Origin of the sequence: Lysinibacillus sp. RS10 (assembly GCF_041956855.1) — a bacterium.
GTDB classification, from domain to species: Bacteria; Bacillota; Bacilli; order Bacillales_A; family Planococcaceae; genus Lysinibacillus; species Lysinibacillus xylanilyticus_A.
The window spans coordinates 3,420,529-3,439,064 of the sequence record NZ_CP167122.1 but is presented as its reverse complement, the minus strand read 5'-3'; the positions used below and the strand labels follow the sequence as shown (position 1 = coordinate 3,439,064).

Here is an 18,536-nt window from a genome sequence, read left to right as displayed (position 1 = left end):
CCTTTAAGTTTTTCTAGGGAAGGATTGAAATATCAATGATTATGGAAGGCAGACGAACTTTTGGATTATTACTGACACTTGTCATCACGTTTGCTATCGCACCGTTAATTGCCATTGTGTTTTATACATTTATGAAAGATGGGCAATTAGACGTTTCACAGATTAATAGAATGTTTACCAACGAGAGAGTGTGGCATACGCTTGGAAACTCTATACTATTAGGAGTTTTAGTTATTATAGGGACAACAATTATAGCATTCCCCATGGCGTTAATAAGAACGAAAACAAGCTTGTATAAATATAATTGGCTAGATATTGTTCTAACGATTCCGTTTATGACACCACCGTATATTGGCTCGATGGGCTGGATATTGTTTATGCAGAATAATGGTTTTCTCCAACAGCTATTTCCAAGTGCTGCTTGGATGACGGAAGCGTTCTTCTCCTTGCCTGGGATGGTCATGATTATGAGCCTGCATCTTTTTCCTTTTTTATATTTAATGCTAAAAAATACGCTATTAAGAATCAATGGATCCTTTCTTGATGCTGGATTAATTTTCGGACGAAGCTCTTGGAGAAATTGGACGAAAATAGTTTTGCCTTTATTGGTTTCTAGCTACGTACTAGGAAGTTTGCTAATTTTCATCAAAACGTTAGCTGAATTTGGAACACCTGCAACATTTGGTAGTCGAATTGGTTTTCAAGTTTTTACGACTGAAATTCACTCTTACCTATCTAGATGGCCAGTAGACATAAGTATGGCGACTTCGCTGTCATTATTTTTACTATCAGTTTGTCTCATTATCTGGTACTTTCAAAATCTTATTGGCCGCAAATATACATATAGCGTGCTTTCTGGAAAAACACCAGCTATTCGTGAAATCAAAGATAAGTGGTATGTCAAGCTTGGTTCATGGCTTTTTGTGGGGATCATCATTTTGCTATCGATCGGTATTCCTTACTTTTCGATTATCGTGACATCTTTGCAGAAAGTTAGGGGAGATGGTTTGCAAGCAGGGAATTTTAGTTTTGCCTCCTACCAGGAAGTGTTTACAAGTGGAAGTGCTGGATTAGAGGCATTTTTAAATAGTGTTGTGTTCTCTATCATAACAGCTATCGTTACAGCGATTATTGGTTTGGTCATTGCCTTATACATTAAAAAAGGAGAAACGAAAAAGCAGCAAGTATTAGATTTCTTTAGTTTAATGCCTAACATTATTCCTGGAATTGTTTTTGTAGTTGGGTTAATTATGTTTTGGAATGCGCCATGGCTACCTGCAACCATTTATAATACGAAAACAATGGTTGTGGTCACGTATTGTGTACTTTTTTTACCGTATTCTGTGCAATATATAAAGTCCTCTTTATCACAATTAGATTCTTCGATATTTCAATCAGCAGCTATTTTTGGGAGAAGTAATTGGGCTGTTTATCGACAAATCATTATTCCATTATTAATGAAGGGAATTCTTGCTGGGATGACGATGACGTTTATTATCTCAATGCGTGAGCTTGTCGCTGGATTACTTATTTTGCCCCCTTCTGTAGAGACTGGCGCAACATTTATTTACAGTCAATTTGAGCAAGGAAATGTCGGGGAAGGAATGGCTGTTGCAGTCATAACAGTCATCATGACCGTTATTTTCATGTTGCTGTTTGCCTGGCTTCAAAAAAGGGGAGGACATGCGGATGCTTAATGTAGAGATTTTAGGTGGGGTTGGTGAGTATGGCCGTAACTGCTTTTTCATTGAAAATAATGGACATGCTATTTTACTCGATTGCGGAGTGATGAACACTCGACAGAAGACTCCTCCGAATTTAACGCAAGCTCATGTAGCGAAGCTTGATGCAGTATTTATTTCCCATTCACATTCAGATCATGTAGGTGCTCTTCCTTTACTTGAGACATGGGGATACACAGGACCGATCATTATGAGTAAAATGACTGCGCAGCAATTAAAACAACCATGCCAACATACAAGAACCTTTCAACCAGAATCTATCGGAAAGTGGTTAGTTGTTAGTAACTGTCTTGCCTTTCAATGGGGCTACAGTGGACATCTAATAGGAAGCGTTTGGTATAAAATTCGGTTTTTTGAGGAGGTGATATTTTACTCTGGCGATTATGTGGTGGATTCCTTTTTGTTAAAAGCAGAGCTGCCGATAGAGGACGAGACCGTATATGATGTAGCCATTATTGATAGCGGTCATGTTGAGAAGCGCATCAATAATTTAGAAGTATTGCAGCAAATGACAGAATATATTCATGCAAATCCGGGCTGCCCAATTATTTTCCCATCTTCTTTTTCAGGAAAAACAGTCGATATTGCTACTTATCTTTTTCAGCATACGACAAGATCGATATGTATACATGATAATTTGTTGTCGTTATTTGAAAACTATTATGAGGAACCTGAAAACTTATTGCCTACAAAAACAATATTACCATCGTTTAAACGACAATGTTTGATAAAGACGACAGATAGTGAAAATGCCATCTATTTTGTGCCTGAGCGTGATGAAACGAAATTAGAGGAACTACTTCATAAAAAGTCTAATGCAATAGTGATCTTTACGGGATATTGGAATAAAGGGAAATATAGCATGCAGTTCAGCCGAAATCAACATAAGGAATTTTTTTATAAAACGCATCCAGATTATCATGACATCATCACACTTTCTAAGAAAATACATGCACAAAAGACCATCTATTTTCACAGTTCATTAACGACTAAAGAAACGACTTTCTTGCAATTAATAAAAAATGAGGAGGAAGTATTATGATGAATCAAATGAAGAAATGGGCACTAAATTTGTGTTTAATTGGAACTATCCTTGTTAGCATTATGTTTGTTGGATCCCTACAAGCAAAAGCAGCAATCGTACCAGAGCATGAAATTAAATTTAATATTAAATCAGAACTTTTCACAGAAACGGATATTTTGAATATTTTCCAGGCTACAAAAAAAGATGAAGTAAAGGTTTATTTCTTTGATACACCACAGAGAGCCTTTCTAAATGAAGACTATATCCAACGTTTGCGTGTCTATAAAGGGAGCAATAAGATGGATATTACCTATAAAAAGAGATTCTTAAATACACCTCTAGATGAAGCAATCGCTATTACAGAAAGTCATGGTTTCACTGGAGCAGAGTCTAATTATAAATTTGAAATGGATATTAAGGGTGGTAATCGGACATTCACGATTAGTCGTAAGGAATCATTAAAGACTACATCTAAAGTGTCCTATGATGCAGTCGATACAAACGCTGCTAAAAAAATTATTTTTGAAAATGCACCAAAAAAAATTTTAAATTGGGATTCTGAAGAATGGTATCAAAACACATTATCCCAAGCCGTAATTTACGGTCCTGCAAAGGCTACAACATATAAAGGAAGCTTTGCTGGCTATGCGGCGGATATTGAAGTTTGGCAATATCAAGGAGAAATTATGGTGGAACTATCGACGAAGGAGGAGGACGCATTAAAAGCCGCAGTTATAGAGAAAGATTGGCATGATCAATTAATGTCAGCCGGTTATTTAAGTGATGATCAACGTGGCAAAACGGCATTTGTCATGGATATGTAATTTTTAAGTTCATTAGCGAAAAATACGCTGAAAAATTCGCAACTTTTCTAGGAACCGTGACAAGCTGTAGTGTATGGCATCTACAAGACTTGGCATTCGTTTGGAGAAGGGGAGTGAATTTTTTCTTTTTGGAAACAGGTTTAAATGATGTGTGAAGTGGGATAGAAGGTAAATAAAACACAAAAAATTTGTTCTAACTTTTTCAATTTAGCTTACACTTACTATAGGACGAACTTAGCTTTGAACAAGGGAGGAAATGACATAGCGAAAAAAATGGGAATTGTCGCGCTACTATTGTTCGGCGTTTATGTGCTGTGTATGTATTGGTATATATTCCATAGCGGCGGTGGTACAATACCACGAGCGATGCAGGGAACAGCTGCGGATCCAGTGATGTTTATGTCTGAAAGAGAACTATATTTAAGTGGTGAATATTCAAAAATACGCAACTTCCTGTTTTTTGTTGCTACACCCTTGGAATGGTTAGTCTATTTCATGATTTTATTAATGGGCGTATCTCGTTATTTTGAAAAGGTGGCGACGTCTCAAACAAAGAGGAAGCTGTTACAAAATGCAAGCTATTTATTCTTATTATCACTTTTATTATATGTGGTACTATTCCCACTCGATTATTATCGTTATAATTTAAGTAAAAATTACGGTATTAGTACACAAGGATTTTCGTCGTGGATGCGAGATGGTCTTATCGATTTTTGGGTTAACTTTGGCATGAGCTTTATTATTGTGTCTGTTATTTACTGGCTTATCAAAAAAAGTGCTAAAAGATGGTGGCTATATGCTTGGTTTTTAACAATTCCATTTACAATATTTGTGATGTTTATCCAGCCTGTTGTAATTGATCCTTTATATAATGATTTTTATCCGTTGAAAAATAAGGAGCTAGAGGAGAAAATCTTATCGGTAGCAGCACAAGCCAATATACCGGCAGAACATGTTTATGAAGTTAATATGGCAGAAAAAACGAATGCCCTAAATGCCTATGTAACGGGAATTGGCAGTAATTCGAGGATTGTGTTATGGGATACTACATTAAATCGTCTAACAGATAATGAAATTTTATTTATCATGGCACATGAAATGGGACATTACGTTGAGAAGCATATTTATTTTGGTATTGCAGGCTATCTTTTGTTGACCTTGCTAGGATTATGGCTAACAGCAAAGTGTATGAGACGGATTGTTGGCCGTTATAGACAGGTATTAAAAATTAAAAAAATAAGTGATATAGGTTCGTATCCATTGTTTTTACTTATAACATCTGTTTTATTATTTGCTTCAAACCCTTTGTCCAATTATATCTCAAGGTATCAGGAAATGAGAGCAGATCAATATGCGATTTCACTTACGGGTGATCGTGAGGCAGCTGTTACGGCGTTCCAAAAGTTAACGATATCTGGTTTAAGTGAGGTAAATCCACAACTACTTGTTAAGTGGTTCCGATATACACATCCGCCAATGCTAGAACGGATTTCTAAAGTAGCGGAGAAAGAAGGGCAGAAAGAGGGAGTGCCTTTAAAAGAGGAGCAGAAAAAAGAACAACAGAAGAAGTAAATCGCTTTGGTTAACGGCAGTGCAAAATCTAGGTTTTTAGAAAGAATAAGTTGGGTATTCTAAGGAAAAGATGTATCAAAATTCGTTTGTTTTACTGATAGGGGAATCGTTATGCGTAATGTGATCATTATTACACTTTCATCGATATTAATTGCCTTTGCCTACAATTTTTTATTAATTCCGCATGAAATTTTAAGTGGTGGATTAAGTGGGATTGCTATCATGCTTGGTATTATCACGCCCTTGAATACAGGGGTTTTAAATTTACTTTTGAATTTGCCATTGCTTATTTTAGGGGTTATGAAGTTAGGGAAGCGGTTTATTGGATATACGATACTTTCAGTCGCCGTTTTGTCAGTGAGTTTGTATATTATTCCTATTTATAAAGCTACGCAAGAGCCGATTCTTGCCTCTTTATTTGGCGGAGTTATTGTGGGCTTGGGAACGGGGTTGATTTTCCGTGCATCTGGTTCCTCTGGAGGTTTTGATATTATTGCGATGCTACTAAGTCGTAAACGTGATTTTCCGCTTGGTACATTAATCTCTACGATGAATGGTATTGTTGTAGCGATCAGCGGATTTGTTTTTAGCTGGGATGCGGCATTACTGACGCTCGTATCGATTTATGCTACAGGGAAGGTTGTCGACACTATTCATACGAGTCATATTAAATTGACGTTGATGATTATTACAAGTAAGGGCGAAGAGGTAAAGCAGCAACTGCTATCAAAGTTTTATCGAGGTGTTACGATTATGGACGCAAGGGGTGCCTATTCAGGGGAAAGTCGTAAAGTATTAATTACGGTTATAACACGCTATCAGCTTGCTGAAGTAAAAGGTACGATCAAAGAAACGGATGAAAAAGCTTTTGTCAATATATTGCAAACTACAGAGGTCATCGGCATGTTCGATCGAGGGGTTAAGTAAAAATTATTGAATTGGAAAAAATTTATAATGGTTATTTTCTCTACACACGTTATGGGTTATACTATGTATAATCGAACGTGTGTTTTGTTTTTGCCCAAGAAATGTTATGTAGCGAAAGTGAAAACGTCAGCTACAATTGCACCAAGGCCATTATGGGGAGGAAGTATTGAAATGGAAAAAGAAAAAATTCACGCCTATTGTTCAAAGCTTCATGGCACAACGCATGATTATAAAATAGAGTGGGAAGCTGATCGCTACCATATTGGGGGAAAAATGTATGCGATGATGGGCGGAGATGCTACTGGAAAGCCAGTACTTACATTGAAATGTGAGCCTAATCGAGCTGAAGAAGTAAGAGAAGCTTATGAAGGAATTATTCCTGGCTACTATATGAATAAAACACATTGGAATTCAATCTATATGGATGCGGATGACGTACCTTTGGATTTAGTTGAAAATTTAATCGAGCATTCCTATAAGCTAGTTTTCGGAAAGCTAACGAAAAAAGCTCAGCAAGAAATTGAATTATTGAAAGAAATTTAGTGATGCCTATATTCGCGGGAGAGAAGTGAATCCCCGCGCGGTGAAGTGAAACCTTTGGGGAATCAGAGTGACCACCCACGCGCAACAGCATGAAAAAAGAATCTGCCATTTCACCAGCTTAACTGTGGAGATAACAGATTCCTTTTTCATTGTGTAGCTTGTTGCTTAAGAATTATATCCACGTTCGCCAAAAGGCTGTAGCGTGTCGAGCCATTTTTGCTCTAGTTTTTCTAATTCTTTTTTAGCATCGAAGTAGCCCTCTTCTTTTTTCTTCAAATATTCTACTACTTCAATTTCAAAAGCATCTTTGCCGAATGAGTTGTAATCGGTTTGGAGCTCTTTATTCGTGTGTGTATTTGTTTTTAACATAAACTGAAAGCCGTTTAGGCGTTTTAAATTATTGAAGCTGCCAACAAATACTTTACTATTTTGTTTATTGGTCATTGTAAAAACGCCCGCTTCAATTTTCATTTCTTTATACATTTCCTTTAATTCTTTTTTATGGTCCATTGAAAACCCTGCCTTCTTATTTTTTTACCCAATAGGCACTACCATCATCTGTACGGTCTATAAAACCGTATTCGATTAAATAGCGACGTATTAGTACATAATCCTCGTAGATCGGTTGGATGATGGCATTTAATTCTTTTTCTGAATACTGTTTCGCTTCATCGAAAAGTTTTGTGATTGCGCGGAGTATCACGATTTTTTGCTTTTCGCGTTTTGGGAAGCGGGCTAGCTCTTTACCGATACCATGTGGAAAGTGTTTTTCTAGTAACTGCTGTTCTTCAGAAATCGTAACATCATAGCGTTCGTCGACCATTGTAGCCGTTTTGTGTATGGGGACAAAGCTCTCTTCCTTTTGATTCTGCTCCTTTAATAACTCCATCATGGCAAGAAAAGTTTTTGCCTGACGTTCCTTCTCTTTAAGGGCAAAACGATGATGACGGATCGTTGCTGCACTACCTATTTCCAGCTCTTCTTTAATTTCTTGATCGGTTTTTCCTTCATAAAATAAGCGCAAAATATGACTTTGATGATCAGTTAATCCTGTCATTTTTTTATTTAGGCCATTTAAATAATGGAATACAGATTGGTGTGCTGAAGTAATATGATGCTGTATAAATTTTTCTGCCTCGTAGAGTACACCTTCATGTGGATAAATAATTCCTTTTTCAATCTTTTCTCCACAAAGTAGACAAGTGAAGTGTGTGGTTTTATCAATATAGCCCTTTTTTATGTTATCAATTGAAGCTTGCCAAAATAATTCATTTACATCCATTGAACACCCTCCTAAAAAACAAACGAAAAATAATTTTGTTTGCTTATTTATATTTAAAATAACAAATTGTTTAATTAAAATCAATAAAAAACACATCGTTTTATAAACGATGTGTAAATATGTTTACTGGCATTTATTTATTCTTCTTTTTAAAAAGGATGATGGATAAGGTCGCTAGCACAATAATTGTGACGAAAATAATGATTACACTAGTTGACGTACTTAGTATATTCCCATGAAGCTCATAGACAATACCATAATTGATTTTATAATCTTCCACGTAAGAAGCAGGTACGCCGTCAAAAACTTTAGAAATGGAGCTTTCCATAAAGGAATTGCGTAATAGTAATGTTGTATGGCTGATAGGGAAATACATAATAAGGTTTTGAGCAAAGGTTGGCAGTGCTCCTACAGGTACATAAACACCGCATAAAAAACCAATTGCTGTTCCGACGATTGTTCCTAGCGTCGAAAAGGAATTTTGTGTATTAACAAATAACACAAGAAACAGATTAAAAACACTGGCAAGTAAAACAGATAAAAATAATATGCCTACGACGTAAACGAAATTTCTAAAGCTTAAAAGCTCACCGCCTGTAGCAACGATAAAAATTTCACAGCCAATAAGGGCGATAAAGGAAAAGATACAGCCTACGATCAATGCGTTGATTACATAACTGAATTGAATTGTTGCTCGGGAAATGGGCGCAGTTAAAAAATCAGCCTGTGCTTTTGATTCTAAATCTTTTACAGCGATGCCATATGCAGCAAGTGTTGTTGAAACGGCGATCATAGATAGTAAGCCAGCCACTAGCCATTCATTGACCATCGTTACTAATTCTGGCGTAGCTTCCGTCATTTGCTCAATGGCATCTACTTGCATTTTTTGAAGGAATACAGCGTATAACACAATGACGATAAGGACAGAGAGCAGGGAGAAGAAGACTTGCGTTTTATCACGTCTGAAAACCTTGCTATTTCGCTGTACTAAGCTAGATAATGCTTCCATTAAGCTACACCTCCCTCGGCCATGATATGAAGAAAGACATCATCCATAGTACCTTTGATTACTTCAAATGAGGCAATAAGCGGCTCGGCTTTTTTTAATAGTGTTAAAGCATGAAGTGTTGATTCAACCCGGATGGAGAAAATACCTAGCTTTTCTGTAAAGGAGATGGCATGTTCCTCAAGCCACTTTACCCCCTCATCGCTATTATGAAAAACAAGTGCCATTGCATCGTAGGCGTATTTGGTTTTAAGAGCATCCGGTGTACCTTCTGCGACAATTTCACCTTGCTTTAAGACGATCACTTGATGAGCGACTGCCGCTTCCTCCATATAATGGGTTGTCAAAAAAACAGTCATATTTGTTTCCAGCTGTAGCTGCTTAATGGCTTGCCATACGAATTGACGAGTTTGTGGATCAAGTCCAGTTGTTGGTTCATCTAAAAACAATATTTTCGGTCGATGGATAAGGGCTCGAGCGATATCAGCACGTCTTTTTTGACCACCCGATAAAGTTCCATATTTGCGCTTTTCTATATCAGCTAAATGCAAATACGTTGAAACGAATTGATAGTTTTCAATCAACTGTTTTTTAGATAATCCATATGTTTTACCACGATGAAGTATATTTTCCTGCACCGTTAATCGTTCATCCAGTAAACTTTGCTGGAATACGACACCAATGGATTTTCGGATTTCCGCATTGTCGTTGCTTGCATCAAGTGTATAGCCATTAATTTTAACTGTACCGCTTGATTTTTTTAATAATGTACAAAGTATTTCAATGGTCGTTGATTTTCCTGCACCATTTGCACCTAAAAAGGCGAAGAGGGAGCCTTGCTCAACGGTAAATGAAATACCTTTTACGGCCTGATGATCCCCATATTGCTTACATAGGTTTTCAACTTGTATAGCAAAGGTCATATTGTTTATTCCTTTCTTTTTTGAATTACTTGATTGATTTTTGCAATATCATTTTTTTGAAGTACATAAATAATGCACCAAGCGAAAAAGAAAATAATAGCTTCACTTATAAAAATAGACGGAATGCTTGAATGTTCAAACCAGCGTCCGAAATAACCTGCAATCAACACACACAGAGTAACTGCAATTACATGCAAAATAAACTGAGCAATAAAAGGTAAACGCTCGATATCAAAAATGATGGACAGCAAACCAATTACAGCTCCAAGTATGGCTGCGATGATAATTTGTTCAAGTAATTCCGATCCTGACATTACAGCGTTATTAGATATGACGCTTAATGTTACTAAGACGTAGGAAGAGCTAAGTGATATGAGTAGTCCGATAATCATCATGCGAATAAATTTCATATTATGAGTCCCTCCCAATACCTAAGTGGTGTTTTAATTCTTTTAAATATTTGCGACTAACATGGACGGACACATCGTTTTCTAAAATCAGTTCTGTTGTACCGATTCTCCCCATTTGAATAGAGGCAATTTTATTAATGTTAACGAGTGTCGATTTACTGATTCTGGCAAAGTCCTTCGATAATTGTGCTTCCAGCTCATACAATTTCCGCTTCGTTTCGAATTCCTGCTCTTCCGTCTGCAAAAAAACCTTTGCACCCTCTGCGTAAATGGAGTAAATATCAGAAATTTTTAGCATATGAATTTCCTGCTGGAAGTAGCCATCTAGCATCGTAGTTTGGGACGCTTGTAGCTGTTTCATCAGTCGTTCGATTTGCTCGGTGTATTCCTTCGCATGTATATGAACCTCAGTTTCTTCTAGCTCACTATTGATTGTTAAATGAATTTTCATTGGAGGCCTCCTTTACATATCTCCGCTATGGAGAAACACTGATTCAGGTAATAATAATGTAGCATAGAAAAATTTGGCTTGGAGAATTTCTTGGATAAGAGGTTAAATTTCATGAATAACAGGTTCATTTTTGACAATATAGAACCTCGCAAAAAGTGATGAAGTAGAAAAAATGGCAGGTTAACGGCATAATAAAATTATTCAGTCATGAGGGGTTGCTGCTATGTTTATTTTTGATAAGCACATGTTTATTACATTATGTATTGGTTTAGCAGGTGCTGTTTTATTTCAACTTTTACATATTCCGATGCCGTGGTTGCTTGGTGCTATAACAGCGGTACTAATTGTTCAGTTATCGACCAAAGTACAACTGAAATGGCATATATATTTTCGTAATTTTGGTTTAATCGTCGCTGGGTATTCTATTGGTTTTGCTTTTACACCCGAAGCCGTGCAGGATATTCAACTATTTTTAGGGAGTATGGTCGTTTTAAATGTACTTTTCATTTTACTGTTTTTTTGCATCAGCTATTTAGTAGCAAAACGTACGGATTTAGATTTTGCGACCGCGTTGACATGCTGTGTACCTGGGGGAATGTCACAGGTTGTAGCCTTTGCTGAAGAGCAAGGGGATATGGATATGGTCGTGATTACGTTTTTTCAAATATTACGGGTTCTTTTAATTGTCGGCTTTGTACCATTAATGGTGTCAGGCTCTGGTGGAAATGTGTTAGTGGTAGACGGAGCGTATTCATGGAGCCTAATAGGTTTACTTGCTGTGTGTGGAGTGGCGGGGTGGCTGGCGCAAAAGGTGAAAATACCAACAGGCTATATGCTTGGTCCAGTGTTTTTATTGATGGGCTTGAATATAGCAGGAATGGATGTACCAAAATTACCGTTGTCACTACTTCATATTGCGCAACTAATGCTTGGCATTTACATTGGGCTTTTATTGAAAAAAGAGGATTTACATTTATCGAAGAAGCATGTGTTTTACGCATTTGTATCAGCGGGCATCTTTATTGGCGCTGCATATGGCTTAACATTTATCATGAAGGGTTTGTACGGTCTTGATTTTCAGACAGGCTTTTTAAGTATCGTACCAGGAGGGCTTGATCAAATGGGGATTATCGCCGCTTCTGTTCATGCGAATGTGACAATCGTTACTGCATTTCAGCTATTCAGAGTGCTAGTCGTATCCATTTTCCTCGTACCGTTTGTCAAAATGTTTGTGAGAAAAGTGAAAGTTTAAAAAAACTAGCACAAGTATTTGTATATTTATAAAAATTCGAAATGTGCAAAATTTTTCTTTACCAAATTTCCTGAATTATGGTATTATAAGTTTAACTATGATGAACGGAGGTGAAAAGGAATGAATAAAAACGCTACGAAAACAGGTGTAAAAGATGATAAAGCTATGTATTTTGCACGTGTTATTACTTTCGATTTTGCGAACAACGGGAGAGGTCTGTCCATTTTTAAGCAAAATCAAATAACAAACGTAGCGAATTAACCATTCTTTTTCACAAACTAATGAGGAAAAGACTGCTTGTTAATCGAGCAGTCTTTTTTGTGTCTATAGATGTTTTTCGCACGTTTCATTGGAGGAAAAAACGATGCAAATTAAGGCTGAACAAATACAAAAAATTATGGGTGGAAGCGTATTATTTGAAGGGCTTCAATTAGAAGTAAATACAGGCGAGCATGTTGCCATTGTTGGCGTGAATGGTAGTGGGAAAACGACTTTATTACAGTTACTAGCTGGGTTGGATACGCCAGATAAGGGACGAATCATAAAAAGTAAGGAAGCGACGATTGGTTATTTACATCAAATTCCGGATTATCCTATGCTCTCAGTTAAGGAAGTGCTGGAGGAAGCATTTGCGGAAATCTATGCATTAAAGGCAACAATGACAAAGTTTGAGCGGGAAATGCAGTTAGCGGTAACAGATAGGGTGCTTCAGCAATATGGTCATGCGCAGGAACAGTTTATGCTACAGGGTGGCTATGAAATTGATGCGCAATTAGCGATGATTGCCAATGGTTTAGGCATTACGCCATTGCTTGAGCAACCATTTACTAGCTTAAGTGGTGGGGAGAAAACAAAGGTGATGCTTGGGCAAATCCTTTTAAGTAATCCTTCTATTTTGCTATTAGATGAACCAACGAATCATTTAGATATGCAGGCAATTGAATGGCTAGAAAACTATGTCCGAAACTTTGCAGGAATTGTTATTGTCGTATCACATGACCGTCATTTTATGAATCAAATGGCTCAAAAAATAATTGAAATTGAAGATGGAGAAGCATTTGCGTATAGTGGCAATTACGATGCATTTGTTGAACAAAAAGAAGCTAAGGTTGAACAGCAATTTGCTCAATACGAAGAACAGCAAAAGAAAATTAAAAAAATGCAAGAAACGATCAAACGTTTAAAGCAATGGGCAAATGAAGCGAATCCGCCGAATGCTGCCTTACATCGACGTGCTAAAAGTATGGAAAAAGCATTAGCCCGTATAGAGCGTGTGAAGAAGCCTACAACGAAAAAGAAAATGAATCTAGCCTTAACGATGGCTGAGCGTAGTGGTAAAGAGGTTGTACAATTGAAGGGCATTAGCCATGCATTTGAGAAACCATTATTTAAGGAAAGTAATTTAGCGGTTTATTTCGGAGAACGACTGGCGATTGTAGGTGGTAATGGTAGTGGGAAATCAACGTTGTTAAAAATGATGCTAGGCGAAGTTGAGCCTAATAAGGGGATCTGTCATGTCGGTAGCAGTGTGAAAATTGGCTACCTTTCACAGCAATTTGAGCATAAAAATCCTGCGATTCGTTTAATAGATGCCTTCCGTGAGCGTGTCGCTGTGTCAGAGGCAGAGGCACGTCATATTCTTGCTCAGTTTTTATTTTATGGCTATGACGTTTTTAAAAAAGTGAAGGATTTAAGTGGGGGCGAAAAAATGCGCTTACGTTTAGCGCAGTTAATGCATGAGGATATTAATTTATTAATGTTAGATGAGCCGACCAATCATTTGGACATTGAAGCGAGAGAGGTATTGGAGGATACATTAGAGTCCTTTGAAGGGACCATTATTGGTGTCTCGCATGACCGTTATTTCTTACAAAAGATTTTTACAAAAGTTGCATGGATTGAGCATGAAACGATTCAAGTATTTGAAGGCGATTATGAATGGGCAAGGCAAAAACGTTTAGAAATAGTTAAAGAACCGGTTATAAAGGAAGCACCTGAAAAGACCTACGCTGCTAAAAAAGAGTTACCCTTTGAAGATCAGATTGAAAAGCTTGAAATAAAATTAAAGGAGCCGACACTTGCCAAGGAGCAACGTCAAAAGCTTGAACAGCAGTTAGAGGATTTATATGGAAAATGGATTGAGGGAGGAACAGAGCATGCATAAAATTGAGCACATCATGCAGCTAGATATTGATTATATTAAAAGTTTTAGTGAGATGGAAACATGTCATGAAGGAGTATTATTTTATAATAAGGAAATGCCGACATATTATGACGCCAATCATGCACACATTTGGAAGAAGATTAGCAATCCGGATTTATTTTTGAAACACATCAAGAAGTACTATCAAGCAAAATCTCTCATCCCAAGATTGTATTTATACAATGTGGAGGAAAACCAGTCATGTATAGATGCATTAGAAATAAACGGCTTTCAATATGAAAGTTTTACAGATGATGTACAGTGTTGGAATGGTGAATTCTCGCCACTATCACATAATCCAGCAATACAAATTGAACGTGTAACAGCTGCCAATATGGAAGAAGCATTAGCCGTAGAAATGAGTATCTCTACATTTGGGGAGCCTGCATTAATTAAAAAAGCTTTTGAGCAAACATATCGTTCCCCGCATTTTACGTATTATTTATTAAAATTGGACGGCAAAGCTTGCTGTACTGCCAATATTTTTATCTCAGGAAATCAAGGGAGAGTCGAGAGTGTAGCAACATTAGAAAGCTATCGAGGACGAGGATTGATTGGCTATATTCTGCAACATATTCAGCAAGAGTCGGTAAAGCAAGGGTTAGAATATCTTTGGATTTTGCCTATCAATGAACAGGTTGGAAAAGTCTATGACAAGGCAAATTTTAAATCAGTAGGCAAAGTAGAATCCATTCATGCCTTTACTGAAGGAAAAAGCATTAAGCAAATAAGACAAGATTCTTAATGAAGATAAACAATTTCGCCATACTCCTATGGGACTGTGATCCAAGCTCGGATTCTCCCATAGGAAGAGCGAAATTTTTTATATTAAAAGCTAGAGTGTTACTTGCCAATTGTCATTACATGTTGCATGAATGGATGGGTGTTTTAAAATATAGTTTGCAATCAGCTCCGTCATATCAAATTGTATTTCTTTTACGACCGGACGATTTCTTAAAAAATCAAAGTTTCCTGCCCCAGTTGCACGATAGCTACTCATCACAACTTCGAATTCTTCATCCATCCTAATAGGAACATCATTAATAGTAAGCTTAGTTACACGCTCACCAATAGGCTTTGAAATATCGAGCATGTATTCGATCCCCTCCCACATGTCATAATTATAAGGTTGCGCCTTTGGATACAGAAAAGACTCGGCTACTGTCAGCTTGCCCGCCTCTACAGTAAAATAGGTGGCTGATTGTTCAAGGGCGAGTAAGATATCATGCCCTGATAGACGAAGCACCTTTAAGGTATTTGCATAAATATAGTTTGTGACGATATCACGCATCGTAACCTCTTGATTTAAACCACCACGCTCATTATGAAAGAGTGCTGTGCAAGAAATAGCAGCTCCAGATGCCTCCATTTGGATACGATTTATAAATTCGATATATGGATGCTCTTGAATGCGTGCAAGAAATGAATCCTCGATTTGCATATTTCCATGAATAATCCCAATTGTTTTATCTAACCATGTCTCTGTTTTATCTAACCATGTCTCTGTTTTTTCAAAAGTAGGGGAGATCATGTTGCACACAGATGTCTTAGGTTTAGTATCCGCTGTAACATAAATCAGTGAAGGTGTATGGGTAATAGAGTGAATTTTTTTCTGGCTGTCCATCATCATTTTTAGTTCAATACTAGCTAAGCAAGTCCCTTTCGTGCCGGGCTGAACTACTGATTTTCCCATAATTGTTGTGCTAATTTCACGATGCTGATGACCAGAAATGACTATATCCACTTCTTCTATTTCCGTACACATACGATACCCTTGATTTTCCCCATTTTCTGTTTCGAGTAATTCTTTTGTTTCAAGGTTTCGCTCAAAACCTCCGTGGTAGCACAGAATGAGCACATCAATCTGTTCATTTGCACGTATCCATTGTGCCCAGTACTTAGCGCTCGAAAAGGCATCTTCAAAACAAAGCCCCTGAATATGCTGTGGCTCTTCCCATTTGGTCACAAAATGTGTGGTCACACCTAAAATGCCTATGCGAACATCTTCTATTTCTTTGATCATATAGGGCTTGGTAAAATGCTTACCATCATTAGTTAAAATGTTAGCACCAAGCCATGGAAATTGGGACTGGCTTATAACAGATTGTAACGCAGGTAGCCCGTAATTAAATTCGTGATTGCCAAATACCATCGCATCATATTGAAGATCATTGGCAACTTGTATTAATGGATTAGGCTCTTGCACTTGAAATTTTTGATGATAATAGGTCAACGGACTTCCTTGAATAAAATCACCGTTATCAATTAAAATTGTTGGTCCTTCAATCCGTTTTTCCTGAATGATTGTTGCTAGCTTGGCTAAACCAAGTGCTGCATTGTGATCGTTGCGGAAAGTGGTCGGCATTATATATCCATGAATATCACTAGTAGCAAGTATTTGTATTGTTTTTTCAGTCATTAGAGGTCCTCCGTTAGTTAGTATATCCATAGAACATATTATAATTTTCTATCTCGCTATTTATTAATTGGAACAACGGCAATTGCCTTTCTTGGTACGATTGTAGGAACATTATTAGCGATACCTTTTATTGGGAATAGATTTAGTCATGGAATATGTTTCGAAACAGGGTACAAACATAGCTTGTCATAGTGTAAAATGGTAAAATTTCTATGATGATAAATGGAGTAATTCTGATTAGTATCGACTATTCGGAATTTTTGAATTATTGTTCAAAAGAAGGATTTTCAATCTTTAAAAGTTTTTTACTTGAAAAAATAGCGTATTCGATTTATTGTCTTTAGAGATACTTGTTTAATGGACTTGGAGGATATGGAATGCACGGAATTTATATACGCTATAATGTCTCAGAAGAAACCTCAGCAGCACAATGGCCCAAAAAAATGGATGCATTTGCGTATGTTCAACGAGGAAAGCCACAACAAGACAATGACAACTTGCTGTCAACAGAAGAGCTAAAAAACCACGCAATTCGCTATATTAAAAGCTTAAAAGACAATGCAAGTGAACATTTAGTAGAGCAACGCAATGGTGAAATTGAGCACTTTGATCGACGTTTTTTGGAGTCCTTGAAGCTAAAGGAAAACATTGATTCGCAGCTTATTAATCTAGAAGAAATTCGTTTACTATTACAGTTAATGAATGTACTGAATTTATCGCATGGTTTCGGTGAAAATGCTGGGAAGCTACTACGCCAAATTACCCCATATGCAAAAGAGGTAGAGCATCCAACATTCCAAACAACTCGTGTAGAGCGACATTTTTACTCAGAATTAATTGAACAAATTGAAGCGGTATATGCACGAATTATACGTCAACACAACCCATCAACAACAGAAATGCAGCACTCAGAAAAGCTATGGACAGCAGTTTGTGAGCAAGCGATTGAAAAGGTAGAATCACGAATTGAGCGTTTGTCTTCTATCAAATTAAAGCATGAGAAAAATTTGTTAGAGTTTAGTCAATTAAAACAGCAAAATATCGAGGAAAAGGAACGTCTGGATCTTGCTGTTAATGAACTCGATGCTATTTTAAATGTATTAGAATCTTAAAGGCTTTGTTACTGCCTATATAATGCGGTTTGAGTGGGGTTAGCTATGAGCTAGCCCCACTTTCAATAAAACGGCCATCTCTCCACCTTTATAGAAAAAGGGCTTAGGGGTACTATTTTCATCATTATTATGAATACCTCACTAACGTATTCTTAGCCTTACATTAAATATGGAATTAAAGCCTTTCTCCAGATGAACTGTTCTAAATTCAAATTTATCCGTCTATGCAAAATTTAGACCCTTAGCGAGCCACGGAAGCCCCTAGCAGCATAGTAGGAATCTGCTCCATTGTGGTACACAAAGACAGTGTCGTAGCGATAATCACAAAAGATAGCCCCACCAAGTTTTCTAATATTAGCAGGTGTTTGCACCCAGCTCGACGTTTTCATATCGAAATTTTCAAGTTTCTGCAGCTCACGGTATTGTTCCTCCGTTAAAAGTTCAATGCCCATGGCAGTTGCCATATCAATAGCGTTATTTTCTGGTTTGTGTTTTTTTCTTGATTCTAGTGCTTCACGGTCGTAACAAACACTTCTGCGACCTTTAGGACTTTCCGCTGAACAATCATAAAAAATGTATTCGCCCGTCTTTTGATCATGGCCAACAACATCCGGTTCTCCGCCAGTTCCTTCCATTTCATTGAGCGACCATAGTTTTTCAGTATTAGCTTCGAGTTTAGCTTGTACTTCAGCCCATTCAAGATCTTTATGGCGATTCATATTTTTTTCAAAACGTGCTTTCAAAGTTTTGAGTAGTTCCTCACGTTGTTCTGGTGATAACTCGTTATTTTTCTTTGTCATAGTAGTTTCCCCTTTATTGTTTTTACTCATAATGGTTTAAGAATTA

At 37.1% G+C, this 18,536-nt stretch carries 19 protein-coding genes; 11 read left to right on the top strand and 8 right to left on the bottom strand.

All coding sequences use genetic code 11. The features are described 5' to 3' along the window. Positions 1 to 35 precede the first annotated feature (35 nt). The 6 genes from ACB089_RS17585 (at position 36) to ACB089_RS17560 (ending at position 6,632) form a co-directional block, all read left to right on the top strand. A complete protein-coding gene (locus ACB089_RS17585; RefSeq protein WP_374963080.1) occupies positions 36 to 1,697 on the top strand; it encodes an ABC transporter permease in 1,662 nt (553 codons plus the stop codon). Beyond that, on the top strand, positions 1,690 to 2,784 hold the full coding sequence (locus ACB089_RS17580; protein ID WP_374963078.1) for an MBL fold metallo-hydrolase: 1,095 nt from the start codon (positions 1,690 to 1,692) through the stop codon (positions 2,782 to 2,784). The genes ACB089_RS17585 and ACB089_RS17580 overlap by 8 nt, the downstream gene beginning before the upstream one ends. After that, positions 2,781 to 3,590, top strand: coding sequence for a hypothetical protein (locus tag ACB089_RS17575; protein WP_374963076.1), 810 nt, complete (start codon positions 2,781 to 2,783; stop codon positions 3,588 to 3,590). The genes ACB089_RS17580 and ACB089_RS17575 overlap by 4 nt, the downstream gene beginning before the upstream one ends. 261 nt (positions 3,591 to 3,851) lie before the next feature. Next, a complete protein-coding gene (locus ACB089_RS17570) occupies positions 3,852 to 5,162 on the top strand; it encodes a M48 family metallopeptidase (protein ID WP_374967586.1) in 1,311 nt (436 codons plus the stop codon). Positions 5,163 to 5,273: 111 nt separating this feature from the next. Then, positions 5,274 to 6,089, top strand: a complete 816-nt coding sequence (locus ACB089_RS17565; protein ID WP_374963074.1) for a YitT family protein — start codon at positions 5,274 to 5,276, stop codon at positions 6,087 to 6,089. A gap of 171 nt (positions 6,090 to 6,260) precedes the next feature. Next, complete coding sequence (locus ACB089_RS17560; RefSeq protein ID WP_374963073.1) at positions 6,261 to 6,632, top strand: MmcQ/YjbR family DNA-binding protein; 372 nt, start codon at positions 6,261 to 6,263, stop codon at positions 6,630 to 6,632. 165 nt (positions 6,633 to 6,797) lie between these two features. Here ACB089_RS17560 and ACB089_RS17555 read toward each other — a convergent pair whose 3' ends face one another. The 6 genes from ACB089_RS17555 to ACB089_RS17530 all read right to left on the bottom strand — a co-directional run bounded on the left by ACB089_RS17555 (position 6,798) and on the right by ACB089_RS17530 (position 10,704). After that, complete coding sequence (locus ACB089_RS17555) at positions 6,798 to 7,142, bottom strand: GIY-YIG nuclease family protein (protein WP_374963072.1); 345 nt, start codon at positions 7,140 to 7,142, stop codon at positions 6,798 to 6,800. A gap of 16 nt (positions 7,143 to 7,158) precedes the next feature. Beyond that, on the bottom strand, positions 7,159 to 7,914 hold the full coding sequence (locus ACB089_RS17550) for a DUF2087 domain-containing protein (protein WP_374963070.1): 756 nt from the start codon (positions 7,912 to 7,914) through the stop codon (positions 7,159 to 7,161). Between the two features lie 133 nt (positions 7,915 to 8,047). Beyond that, entirely contained in the window at positions 8,048 to 8,923 is an 876-nt protein-coding gene (locus ACB089_RS17545; RefSeq protein ID WP_374963068.1) for an ABC transporter permease, read from the bottom strand. Further along, a complete protein-coding gene (locus ACB089_RS17540; RefSeq protein ID WP_374963066.1) occupies positions 8,923 to 9,843 on the bottom strand; it encodes an ATP-binding cassette domain-containing protein in 921 nt (306 codons plus the stop codon). The genes ACB089_RS17545 and ACB089_RS17540 overlap by 1 nt, the downstream gene beginning before the upstream one ends. Before the next feature lie 5 nt (positions 9,844 to 9,848). Next, positions 9,849 to 10,253 (bottom strand): DUF3021 domain-containing protein, encoded by a 405-nt coding sequence (locus tag ACB089_RS17535; protein WP_374963064.1) that lies wholly within the window; start codon positions 10,251 to 10,253, stop codon positions 9,849 to 9,851. Position 10,254: 1 nt separating this feature from the next. Beyond that, on the bottom strand, positions 10,255 to 10,704 hold the full coding sequence (locus tag ACB089_RS17530) for a LytTR family DNA-binding domain-containing protein (protein ID WP_374963062.1): 450 nt from the start codon (positions 10,702 to 10,704) through the stop codon (positions 10,255 to 10,257). Between the two features lie 223 nt (positions 10,705 to 10,927). On the opposite strand from ACB089_RS17530, the gene ACB089_RS17525 reads away from it, so the two are divergent. From ACB089_RS17525 to ACB089_RS17510, 4 genes are all read left to right on the top strand, one after another. Further along, complete coding sequence (locus ACB089_RS17525; RefSeq protein WP_374963061.1) at positions 10,928 to 11,956, top strand: AbrB family transcriptional regulator; 1,029 nt, start codon at positions 10,928 to 10,930, stop codon at positions 11,954 to 11,956. 120 nt (positions 11,957 to 12,076) lie between these two features. After that, a complete protein-coding gene (locus tag ACB089_RS17520) occupies positions 12,077 to 12,217 on the top strand; it encodes an RAxF-45 family protein (RefSeq protein ID WP_374963060.1) in 141 nt (46 codons plus the stop codon). 103 nt (positions 12,218 to 12,320) lie between these two features. Then, entirely contained in the window at positions 12,321 to 14,120 is a 1,800-nt protein-coding gene (abc-f, locus tag ACB089_RS17515; RefSeq protein ID WP_374963058.1) for a ribosomal protection-like ABC-F family protein, read from the top strand. Then, positions 14,113 to 14,904, top strand: coding sequence for a GNAT family N-acetyltransferase (locus tag ACB089_RS17510; RefSeq protein ID WP_374963057.1), 792 nt, complete (start codon positions 14,113 to 14,115; stop codon positions 14,902 to 14,904). Before abc-f ends, ACB089_RS17510 begins: the two co-directional genes overlap by 8 nt. A 90-nt stretch (positions 14,905 to 14,994) precedes the next feature. On the opposite strand, the gene ACB089_RS17505 is transcribed toward ACB089_RS17510, so the two are convergent. Continuing rightward, a complete protein-coding gene (locus tag ACB089_RS17505; RefSeq protein ID WP_374963056.1) occupies positions 14,995 to 16,578 on the bottom strand; it encodes a bifunctional metallophosphatase/5'-nucleotidase in 1,584 nt (527 codons plus the stop codon). Between the two features lie 377 nt (positions 16,579 to 16,955). On the opposite strand from ACB089_RS17505, the gene ACB089_RS17500 reads away from it, so the two are divergent. Continuing rightward, a complete protein-coding gene (locus ACB089_RS17500; RefSeq protein ID WP_374963055.1) occupies positions 16,956 to 17,690 on the top strand; it encodes a hypothetical protein in 735 nt (244 codons plus the stop codon). 233 nt (positions 17,691 to 17,923) lie between these two features. On the opposite strand, the gene ACB089_RS17495 is transcribed toward ACB089_RS17500, so the two are convergent. Further along, positions 17,924 to 18,490 (bottom strand): DUF4256 domain-containing protein, encoded by a 567-nt coding sequence (locus ACB089_RS17495; protein WP_374963053.1) that lies wholly within the window; start codon positions 18,488 to 18,490, stop codon positions 17,924 to 17,926. Positions 18,491 to 18,536: the final 46 nt, after the last annotated feature.

Coding starts and splice junctions, on each gene's coding strand:
- ACB089_RS17585 (WP_374963080.1), top strand. CDS start 36: ATGATTATGGAAGGCAGACGAACTTTTGGATTATTACTGACACTTGTC.
- ACB089_RS17580 (WP_374963078.1), top strand. CDS start 1,690: ATGCTTAATGTAGAGATTTTAGGTGGGGTTGGTGAGTATGGCCGTAAC.
- ACB089_RS17575 (WP_374963076.1), top strand. CDS start 2,781: ATGATGAATCAAATGAAGAAATGGGCACTAAATTTGTGTTTAATTGGA.
- ACB089_RS17565 (WP_374963074.1), top strand. CDS start 5,274: ATGCGTAATGTGATCATTATTACACTTTCATCGATATTAATTGCCTTT.
- ACB089_RS17560 (WP_374963073.1), top strand. CDS start 6,261: ATGGAAAAAGAAAAAATTCACGCCTATTGTTCAAAGCTTCATGGCACA.
- ACB089_RS17555 (WP_374963072.1), bottom strand. CDS start 7,142: ATGGACCATAAAAAAGAATTAAAGGAAATGTATAAAGAAATGAAAATT.
- ACB089_RS17550 (WP_374963070.1), bottom strand. CDS start 7,914: ATGGATGTAAATGAATTATTTTGGCAAGCTTCAATTGATAACATAAAA.
- ACB089_RS17545 (WP_374963068.1), bottom strand. CDS start 8,923: ATGGAAGCATTATCTAGCTTAGTACAGCGAAATAGCAAGGTTTTCAGA.
- ACB089_RS17540 (WP_374963066.1), bottom strand. CDS start 9,843: ATGACCTTTGCTATACAAGTTGAAAACCTATGTAAGCAATATGGGGAT.
- ACB089_RS17535 (WP_374963064.1), bottom strand. CDS start 10,253: ATGAAATTTATTCGCATGATGATTATCGGACTACTCATATCACTTAGC.
- ACB089_RS17530 (WP_374963062.1), bottom strand. CDS start 10,704: ATGAAAATTCATTTAACAATCAATAGTGAGCTAGAAGAAACTGAGGTT.
- ACB089_RS17525 (WP_374963061.1), top strand. CDS start 10,928: ATGTTTATTTTTGATAAGCACATGTTTATTACATTATGTATTGGTTTA.
- ACB089_RS17520 (WP_374963060.1), top strand. CDS start 12,077: ATGAATAAAAACGCTACGAAAACAGGTGTAAAAGATGATAAAGCTATG.
- abc-f (WP_374963058.1), top strand. CDS start 12,321: ATGCAAATTAAGGCTGAACAAATACAAAAAATTATGGGTGGAAGCGTA.
- ACB089_RS17510 (WP_374963057.1), top strand. CDS start 14,113: ATGCATAAAATTGAGCACATCATGCAGCTAGATATTGATTATATTAAA.
- ACB089_RS17505 (WP_374963056.1), bottom strand. CDS start 16,578: ATGACTGAAAAAACAATACAAATACTTGCTACTAGTGATATTCATGGA.
- ACB089_RS17500 (WP_374963055.1), top strand. CDS start 16,956: ATGCACGGAATTTATATACGCTATAATGTCTCAGAAGAAACCTCAGCA.
- ACB089_RS17495 (WP_374963053.1), bottom strand. CDS start 18,490: ATGACAAAGAAAAATAACGAGTTATCACCAGAACAACGTGAGGAACTA.